Raw genomic sequence first — 724 nt, 5'->3', positions numbered from 1 at the left:
AGACGCTGCGGGCGGCCCTCGAAGCCCTGACGGTGGCGGCACCGCGGTGGGCGGCTGAGCACGTCGACGCGGCGATGGTCCGACGATACGGTGCCCGGATCGATGAATGGCGGCTGCCGAAGGACCAGCCCGGCCGGCGGAAACTCGCCGCCCAGGTCGGGACGGACGGCTACCAACTGCTGGCCGCGGTCTTCGACGGGCAGGCCCCGCCCTGGCTGGGTGAGATCTCCGCCGTCGAGGTGCTGCGCCAGGTGTGGATCCAGCAATACGTTCGCGGCGAGGCTGGGCGGGAGGTGATCTGGCGGGATGCCGATATCGACGGTGAGCCTGCCGGGCAGAACCAGGATCATCTCCCCGTATGACATCGATGCCCGTTACAGCGAGAAACGCGGCCACCGCTGGCAGGGCTACAAAGTCCATATCAGTGAAACCTGCGACAACACCCCCACCCCCGGCGGTGGTACCGATCCCACCCGCCCACCGAACCTGATCACGAACGTGGTCACCACCCACGCCGCGGTGGCCGACTCAACGATGACCATGCCCATCCATGTCATGCTCGCCGGTCGGGGTCTGCTACCGGCCGAACACCTCATGGACGCCGGCTACCCCTCCACGACGAACCTGCTGGCCTGCCGCACCGAGTACCAGGTGAGCCTGATCGCCCCGATGCGTGGTGATTCCTGCCACCCCGCCCGCACTCACAACGGTTTCACCCAGGCCG

2 pseudogenes are annotated in these 724 nt (G+C 67.8%); both read left to right on the top strand.

From position 1 onward, the window contains the following. Window positions 1-362, top strand: a pseudogene (locus tag DMB66_RS62335) (IS1182 family transposase); the annotation flags it as partial. Beyond that, window positions 322-724, top strand: a pseudogene (locus tag DMB66_RS60855) (IS1182 family transposase); the annotation flags it as partial. The pseudogenes DMB66_RS62335 and DMB66_RS60855, both read left to right, overlap by 41 nt.

Source organism: Actinoplanes sp. ATCC 53533 (assembly GCF_003947245.1).
Note: the sequence above shows the minus strand (reverse complement) of the source record. Positions and strands in the feature narration are given on the sequence as shown.